Origin of the sequence: Pelagerythrobacter aerophilus (assembly GCF_003581645.1) — a bacterium.
Classification (GTDB): domain Bacteria; phylum Pseudomonadota; class Alphaproteobacteria; order Sphingomonadales; family Sphingomonadaceae; genus Pelagerythrobacter; species Pelagerythrobacter aerophilus.
The window spans coordinates 216,019-223,824 of record NZ_QXFK01000015.1 but is presented as its reverse complement, the minus strand read 5'-3'; the positions used below and the strand labels follow the sequence as shown (position 1 = coordinate 223,824).

Genomic DNA, 7,806 nt, shown 5'->3' with positions numbered 1-7,806 from the left:
AAACCAGATGAGGTGGATGGCTCCCGCTCACGGCATCTAGGTGCCAAGGTGTGAAGACCGTCAGGTATTCACGAGCAAAATGGGAGCCACCCAGATGGATATTAGCACGATCGGTCTCGATTTGGCCAAGAACGTTTTCCAGGTTCACGGCGTAGATGCACAGGGCACGGCCGTTGTTCGCAAGGCATTGCGGCGCTCGCAGATGCTTCCCTTCTTCGAGAAGCTTCCGCCTTGCGTGGTTGGCATGGAGGCCTGCGGCACGTCGCATTACTGGGCTCGGGAGCTGATCAAGCTGGGCCATGAGGTTCGGCTGATGCCGCCGGCTTACGTCAAGCCCTACGTGAAGCGCGGCAAGACCGATGCTGCGGATGCGGAAGCAATCTGCGAGGCAGTGACGCGCCCCACGATGCGCTTTGTGCCGGTGAAGTCAGCGGAGCAGCAGGCGGCGCTGTCGATGCACCGCACGCGGGATCTGTTCGTCAAGCAGCGCACGCAGCTAATCAACATGATGCGAGGGCTTTTGGCCGAGTTCGGCATCGACATCCCCCAAGGCATCAATCGAGCTTTGGAGAAGGCACGTGCGATCGTCGACGGGGAAGCGCCTGACGTGCCGTCCGATGCTCTTCGCATCGTTGAGCGGCTGTCGCAGCAAGCCCTCGATGTCCACGCCCAGGTACGGGAGATCGAACGTGATCTGATCGGGTGGCAGCGCAAGAGCGACGTTGCCACCCGCCTCATGACGATCCCGGGCATTGGCCCGATCGGAGCGACGGCACTCGCAGCGTCGGTCAGTGATCCATCTCAGTTCCGCTCTGGCCGGCAGTTCGCGGCCTGGCTGGGGCTAACCCCGCTTCAGAAGTCCAGCGGCGGCAAAGAGCGGCTCGGCCGCATCTCGAAGATGGGCGACAGGTATCTTCGTAAGCTCCTGGTGGTCGGCATGACGGCAGTGGTGCGGAACGCGAAAAGAAAACCGGAGGCGGTCGATCCCAACGTTCTCGCCTTGCTGGCGCGCAAGCCCGCACGGGTGGTCACCGTGGCTTTGGCAAACAAAACAGCGAGAATCGTCTGGGCCATCATGACCCGCGGGGAAGTCTATCGTGAGCGCCACGTGCCTGCGTTGGCGGCGTAGAGGCAAAACGGAATAGCGGCGAAAGCCACTTCAGGAGTTGTGAGAGCAAAGCGAGATGATGGCGAACCGGTCAGACCGGGAACCGGGACAACCCAGCGAATGGCCGAGGCGATACAGCCTGTAAACCAGTTCGGGACCCAGTTCGCGGACACCATCAGGGCCAGCAGTCTACTTCATGGCTGCATCAACAGGCCGGACAGAAGTCTGCACCCGACCCAAGCGCCAGCACATCGCATTTGCCCTTGCAACGCGGGAGCCATCCACAGAAGCCATTCGCCAGATATTACGGCAACGCGGCATTCACGGTCGCTAGGCTTCCGAGGCCACTGACGAAGGCGGCCATCTGCCCTCCGCCCCGCACATTTCACAGGAAGCAACATATTCTTCTTCGTCGGGGCGCCATGTCACGTTGATCTTGAACGAGCTGCAACGCCCACACTTCTCGGGGCTCCGCGCTTTCGATTTAAGCGCTAGCGTGATCAGCTCGTGGACTAGGTGTTCCGTCGCGGAAAGACACAGAGCGGCGTCGGATCGCGTAGCGTTTTTAGCATGGGTAAGCCAGTTGGCGAGTTGCCAGCCTTTTTGGCAGATGGCCTTGAGATAGCCGCGCACATATTCTGCCGCACCGCCAGCCGCCCTGGCTCCGATCACGTGATCCGACCATGCAATGAAATCGCCCTTCTTGGGCGGTTCTCCTAGGTCGTCGAACAATCCAGCTGCGACGACTTCTCGCGTGAATGAGGTCATCGCCTCGCGGCACTGCAGGCCGATGCCTTGGAAATCCTCGATCTCGTCAGCTTCGTCGAACGCGAGTTGGGCCTGATAAATTTTGCGCTGCGTGATCGAGAGGAAGTCGAAAACTTCGTCTCCACCGGCAATCTCCCGACGCGCCTGAACCCGCGCCATCAGTCCAATATGGAACGACAGCGTGTAGTCGAGGCTGGGCATGAGGATCTGGGAATAGAGGTTAGTAGGGTTTGTGATGACCCACCAGCGATTGAGATTCGTGTGCACGTCCCAAACGCTGTAGTCTGTCCCCATTACCCGTTCGGTTTTGATCTTCTCGGCGTGCTGAACGATCTCCTCTGCAAGTTCAGTGGTCCCGGTTTCCTCCAACTCGTGCTCGCGCTTCTTGTTGCACTGCCATTCAATGTAATCGACGATTTCCCGGACTTCATGCTCGGATTGCTCAGACACAAGGTTCCGCAGCTCGGTTTTGGGAAGCTCCGGCGGTATGATGCAGTCATTGGGGTTTTCGGCGTCGGGCTTGTCATTCATTCTGCCGGCATACCTCGTGATCAGATGCGTCGCGAGTCCGCTGCCAGTCTTGCGCAGTCGCAGGCGGACATTCCGGAAGCCGCTCATCGTCGCCAACTCGCGCGCGGCCTAAGTGGCGACCAAACGGCGGGTTTTCACAACAAGGGCGCAAAGCACGCAGGCCGCGACCGAAGGGAGCGGCCCGCGCATTAGGGCGGGCCGGACGGGTCAAACGAAGCGGCCGCCCCGTCAGGGGCGGCCTCGACCGTCGGCGGCTAAGCCGCCTCTTTCCCTTCCTCGAGATTTGCCAGTTGGTGCAGGAAGGCAACGGCGCGCTCGGCGTGAGCAGCGGCTTGGACAATGGCGCGAGCGTCGTTTTGCAGCACTTTGATCCAGCTCGCGATGTAGCTGGCATGATCGGAGCGCGGGTCAATTGCCAAGCCGAGGTCGGCAGCGAGGAAAGCCGCGCCAAGCTCGGCAACCAGTTCCTCGCGCGCGTAGCCTTCATCGCCCCATTTCTCGCGGCCGAAGCTGCGATCAAGGCGGCTCTCATGGCGAGTCCAATGCACGGTTTCATGGCCCCTCGTGGTGTAATACCCGTGGGCATCGTGGAACACCGCGAAGGGCGGTAGCTGGATGCGGTCGGGGCCGGGCGCATAGAAGGCACGGTCGCCGCCGTGGTTCACGGTCGCGGGGATGGCGGCAAAGAATGCGTCCGCCGCCTCGATGCGCTCTTCCTCCGGCGCGGGTTTCGGCACGATGTGAAAATGCTCGGGCAATCCGTCGATCTGTGCCACGTTGAACACGGTGTAGGTCTTCAGGAAGCGGAACGCCTGTTCCCTGTCTTCTCCGGTTTCCTCGTCGCTCACGGTCTTGCGGCTGTCGCCGTAGTAAACAACTGTCGCGCCCGTTTCGCCCTTGCGCACGTTTGCGCCGAGCGCCTGCGCCTGCCGGTAGGTCATCCAAGAGGGCGACACAAAGCCCGACGCTTGCGCCTCGATCCACAAGAGCAGAACGTTGATCCCGCGATAGGGCTCGCCGGTGGCGCGCAGAGGCCGGGGCTGCCCCGATGCGGCCATGTCGCCGCCGCTCCATGGTTTCAGCCAAGGGCGGGTGCCTTGCTCCAGCTCGGCCAGAATGCGGCCGGTGATGCGGTGGTGGGGGTCTTGCTTGGCGGTTCGTTTAGTCATGTTCGCCTCCTTCCGATCCGCGGCAAGCGGGTCATGCCGCGCATGACCCCTGCCGACCCGGCGAGGGGCGGAGAGAGAGGGGGCAAGGTCCGGTGCCGGGGGTGGTGCGGGCGCAGCGCAGCGAGCCTCGGCCCCAAAGCGGCACCTTGCAGGGAGAGAGAGGCAGAGCCTCTTTTTTCCTCGAACTGGAGAATGCGCGACGCTGGCGGCGCTCAACGCAGGGCGGACGAAGCCGCCCTATTCCGCGTCAGGGATGGCAACCCGCATGGGCGGAAACCACCCCTCCGGTTTGCGCGGGGACCGCGCGGCGGGTTCCGTCGCGGCAGCGATAGAGCCCGATCCGAAGGAGACGCCAAAGTAACAAATTGGGCGTAGGTAAAGTATAGGCGATACTAAGCTGGTTCTGAGAGACCCGATTCCTGCCCCGGCGAGGAGGCAAACGGGCAAAGCAACACAGGGGGAAACAAATCAGATGGCCGGATCGACGTTCCAGACCAATCCCATCGACTTGGACGAACTGCTTAAGAAATGCCACAAGGGCGAAATTCAGTTGCCGGATTTTCAGCGGAGCTGGGTCTGGGACGAGGATCGAATCAAGAGCCTGATTGCCTCGGTCTCGCGCGCTTTCCCTGTCGGCGCGCTCATGTCACTGGACACTGGCGGCCCGGTCAATTTCAAGCCGCGCCCCGTCGAGGGCGCACCGGCCGAGGCCCGTCAAACGGCGCCACAATCTCTGCTGCTCGACGGTCAGCAACGCATGACGTCGCTCTATCAGGTCACACTGCGCGGCAAAGTCGTGGAGACCGTCACCCCGAAGAAGAAGCGGGTGAAGCGCTGGTTCTACATCGACATCGCCAAAGCGATTGACCCGACGGTGGACCGCGAAGAAGCGGTGGTCGGCGTACCCGAGGACCGCATGGAGCGCACGGCTTTCGGGCGGGAAGTCACGCTCGATCTGTCAACGCCGACCAAAGAATATGCGGCGCTGATGTTTCCGGTCACCCAGGTGTTCAACTGGGATACGTGGCAGGACGGCTTCAACGATCACTGGTCGGGCGACGAGCATAAGGAGGTGCGCGAGCAATTCCGCACCTTCAAGGAGGAGGTGCTCAAGAACTTCTCCAAATACCGTGTCCCAGTGATTGCGCTCGACCGCTCGACATCGAAGGAAGCCGTCTGCGTCGTGTTTGAGAAGGTGAATACGGGCGGCAAGCCGCTCGACGCCTTCGAGCTGGTCACGGCGATGTATGCGGCGTCCGGTCACGAACTGCGCAAGGACTGGTATGGCGATGAAGGCATCAAAGGCCGCCGCCAGCGTTTTGTCGATACCCTGCGCCCAGCGGATTCCGATGCCGGCATTCTGGCCGGTGTCGGCAATACAGATTTCCTGCAGGCCATTTCCCTCTTCTTCACCCGTGATCGGCGGCGTGCCGCCGAACAGGCGGGCAAAGAAGGCAAGGAATTGCCCGCAGTGTCGGGCAACCGGCAAGCTCTGCTCGATCTGCCGCTCGATGCCTACAAGAAGTATGAAGCGCAGGTGGAGCGCGGCTTCGTCCAGGCCGCGAAGTTCCTGCACATGCTCCATATCTACCGGATATTCGATCTGCCCTATCAGTCGCAGATCGTGCCATTGGCGGCGATCCTCGCCGACATCGGCGATGCGTGGGAGCATGAAGCCAATCGGGCAAGGCTGGTTCAATGGTACTGGAACGGTGTGTTCGGCGAGCTGTACGGCTCCGCGGTCGAAACGCGCATCGCCAAGGATTTCATCGAAGTGCCGCGTTGGCTGAGCGGCGGTCCGGAGCCCGCGACGGTTAGCGAAACAATTTTCCGCTCCGATCGCCTGAAGACCATGCGAATGCGGCTTTCAGCGGCCTATAAGGGTATGAACGCCCTGCTGATGAAGGAGGGTGCGCAGGATTTCCGGTCAGGCCAGGAGTTCGACCACACCGTATTCTTCGGGGAGAACGTGGACATTCACCACATCTTCCCACAGGACTGGTGCAAGACGCGAGGCATCAAGCCGGCCGTGTATGATTCCATCATCAACAAGACTCCGCTATCGTATCGCACCAACCGGATCATCGGCGGTGTCGCGCCAAGCGAGTATCTGGCGAAGCTGGAAAGCGGAAACAGCTCCACGCCGCCAATCGCCAGCGAAAAGCTGGACAGCTATCTGCAATCTCACCTGATCGACCCCGCTCTCCTGCGTGCCGACGAGTTCGAAGCCTTCATGGAAGATCGGCAAAAGCGGCTGCTTGGTCTGATCGAACGGGCGATGGGCAAGGCCGCCTATAGCGGCAACGTGCCGGAAGAGGGCGAGGATGCGGAGGAAAGCGAGGATGGGGCGGAAGCCGCGTTGGTCGCGGCCGCCTGACAGGTCTCGTTTCAGGAATCGGGCAGCACCAGGGGCAAGAATATTCGCCGCACCGTGTGCGGCGAATATGGCGGCTAATCCCCGCAGCGCCAAGAGAGCATGATATTCCGTAGGCAAAAATTCACGAAAGCCGCGAACTTGGACAATCGCGATACAACGGCTGGCGCCGGGGGCTATTGGCCCCCGGCGTCCTCGACCTTGGCTTCCCGCTTCGGCGTATAAGCCCGCATCACGATGCGGCCTTGCAGCGGAACGGCGTCGCAGAGGAGGTTGAAGCCCTTGCCGTCCTTGTTCGGCCAGGCCGCGCCGATCTTGGTCCAGTTCGCATCGCTGCCGTTGCCGGTGACGCGGTAGAGCATGAAAGCGGGGCTGTTGGTTTCGGTGGTCATGTCAGTTCTCCTTCTCGAGGCTGAGCCGCAAGCGTTGCGGCCGGTGTGGAGAACAAGGCGCGGCGAATAGGTCGCGGGGTCATGCCAGCCGCCAGGCTGCCCGGCAGGGGAAGCTGCACAAGACGATAGTCGCGGAAGCGCCCGCAATTGACGCCCGATCTGGCCAAGCCAGTGAATCCACGAACGAGGCCGTGACGCTTGCGGCTGCTCAGAAATGAAGGGAGCGACCGCCCAACCAGCGGCCGGCCTATCCTCTGTGCAAAAGCACCGTCACCATTGCGAGGAAGCTGCCCTGCGGCACCGGGCCAATGCGCGCATCATGTGATGTTGAACACCTTTGTCGCTGATGCCGATCTGCTCGGCGATTTCCCGATAAGTCATGCCTTTCAGGCGGTGCATGAGGAAGATGCGGCGAGTCCTGCGCGGCATGGCCCTGAGCGTCCGCCGATAGATCCGCCGCACATCTGCCTCTTCGATCCGCCATGCCTGTTCGGCATGCACCGGGGCGTCGCGTTCGTCGTCGTAGGGGAGGGCGATACACTGCTCCCGCATCTTCCGGCGCGCGCGCTCGATCAGCAGGTTGCGAGCCGACCGCATCAGATAGGCCGTCGGATTCTCAACCCGGTCGAAAACCCCGCTGCGCAGCAGCCGCGTGAAGGTTTCCTGCACCAGATCGGGGGCTTCGTCGCGGCCAACCTGCTTTCTGAAATAGCGGAGGAGGCGCCCGTGCTCTGCCCGATAGAATACCTCGAACGCGGCGGTTGGATGGGGAGCTGTCATGGCCGGGCTCCCCGGCGCTCGCGTGCATTCAAAGGCGCGTCGCGCGAGGCGCGATAGAGGGTGATGCCCGCTTCGATCCGATCGAGAATGAAGGTGTCGCGCTCGGCCCTGGCGATGCGAATGTCGGCCTTGGAATAGATTTCAAGATCGACTGCGCAGCGGTCGCCGAGTTCGCGGTGTATGATCCAACGGGCGCGATCCCAGCAGCTCTCCTCTTTGAAGAGCGGGTGATTGACGATGACCCAGAGTTCGTAATCGGAGAAGCCGATCGTGCGCCGGTCCTCGTACCATGATCGCCGCGCGTAGGGGCCGATCAGGACGATTTGCTTGATCCGGCCGGGCTGGGGCGACTGGACCTGCGTTGGATCGAAACAACTCCGCAGAATGCGCGTGATCCGTTCGATCTCGTGCTGCTTGCGGCGAATGAGATGGCCGACGCGCGCCATCACGACTTCGCGCGCATACACGTCGAATGGGGGTGTCATGTCGAACTCGCACACTGGCGGTCCACGCATTCGTGCGCGGATGTGCAAGCGGTGTCCGCTGTGCCGGATTTCGGCTTACAACAACTGCCCGACCGTGGTGGCCGGACCTACATGATGCCTGGCAAGGTTATCCTAGAGATGGCCGCCAGTCGTTCCATCCCGTGGCAGCGAATATGCCAGAATCGCGGAGTCCCGGCAA

The 7,806-nt window shown here is 61.7% G+C and carries 7 protein-coding genes; 2 read left to right on the top strand and 5 right to left on the bottom strand.

Annotation, left to right across the window (positions count from 1 at the left end; genetic code table 11):
- Nucleotides 1–94 precede the first annotated feature (94 nt).
- Nucleotides 95–1,129 (top strand): IS110 family RNA-guided transposase, encoded by a 1,035-nt coding sequence (locus D2V04_RS08300; RefSeq protein ID WP_119511379.1) that lies wholly within the window; start codon nucleotides 95–97, stop codon nucleotides 1,127–1,129.
- Nucleotides 1,130–1,438: 309 nt separating this feature from the next.
- Here D2V04_RS08300 and D2V04_RS17765 read toward each other — a convergent pair whose 3' ends face one another.
- Nucleotides 1,439–2,407, bottom strand: a complete 969-nt coding sequence (locus tag D2V04_RS17765) for a hypothetical protein (RefSeq protein WP_147391802.1) — start codon at nucleotides 2,405–2,407, stop codon at nucleotides 1,439–1,441.
- Between the two features lie 254 nt (nucleotides 2,408–2,661).
- Nucleotides 2,662–3,576, bottom strand: a complete 915-nt coding sequence (locus tag D2V04_RS08290) for an ArdC family protein (RefSeq protein ID WP_119512948.1) — start codon at nucleotides 3,574–3,576, stop codon at nucleotides 2,662–2,664.
- A gap of 472 nt (nucleotides 3,577–4,048) precedes the next feature.
- On the opposite strand from D2V04_RS08290, the gene D2V04_RS08285 reads away from it, so the two are divergent.
- A complete protein-coding gene (locus D2V04_RS08285; protein WP_119512946.1) occupies nucleotides 4,049–5,953 on the top strand; it encodes a DUF262 domain-containing protein in 1,905 nt (634 codons plus the stop codon).
- A gap of 173 nt (nucleotides 5,954–6,126) precedes the next feature.
- On the opposite strand, the gene D2V04_RS08280 is transcribed toward D2V04_RS08285, so the two are convergent.
- From D2V04_RS08280 to D2V04_RS08270, 3 genes are all read right to left on the bottom strand, one after another.
- Nucleotides 6,127–6,342, bottom strand: coding sequence for a hypothetical protein (locus D2V04_RS08280; protein ID WP_119512944.1), 216 nt, complete (start codon nucleotides 6,340–6,342; stop codon nucleotides 6,127–6,129).
- 270 nt (nucleotides 6,343–6,612) lie between these two features.
- The gene (locus D2V04_RS08275; protein ID WP_119512942.1) at nucleotides 6,613–7,122 is read right to left on the bottom strand and encodes a sigma-70 family RNA polymerase sigma factor; all 510 of its coding nucleotides are present in this window, start codon (nucleotides 7,120–7,122) and stop codon (nucleotides 6,613–6,615) included.
- The gene (locus tag D2V04_RS08270) at nucleotides 7,119–7,637 is read right to left on the bottom strand and encodes a hypothetical protein (protein ID WP_228766325.1); all 519 of its coding nucleotides are present in this window, start codon (nucleotides 7,635–7,637) and stop codon (nucleotides 7,119–7,121) included. Before D2V04_RS08270 ends, D2V04_RS08275 begins: the two co-directional genes overlap by 4 nt.
- Nucleotides 7,638–7,806 lie beyond the last annotated feature (169 nt).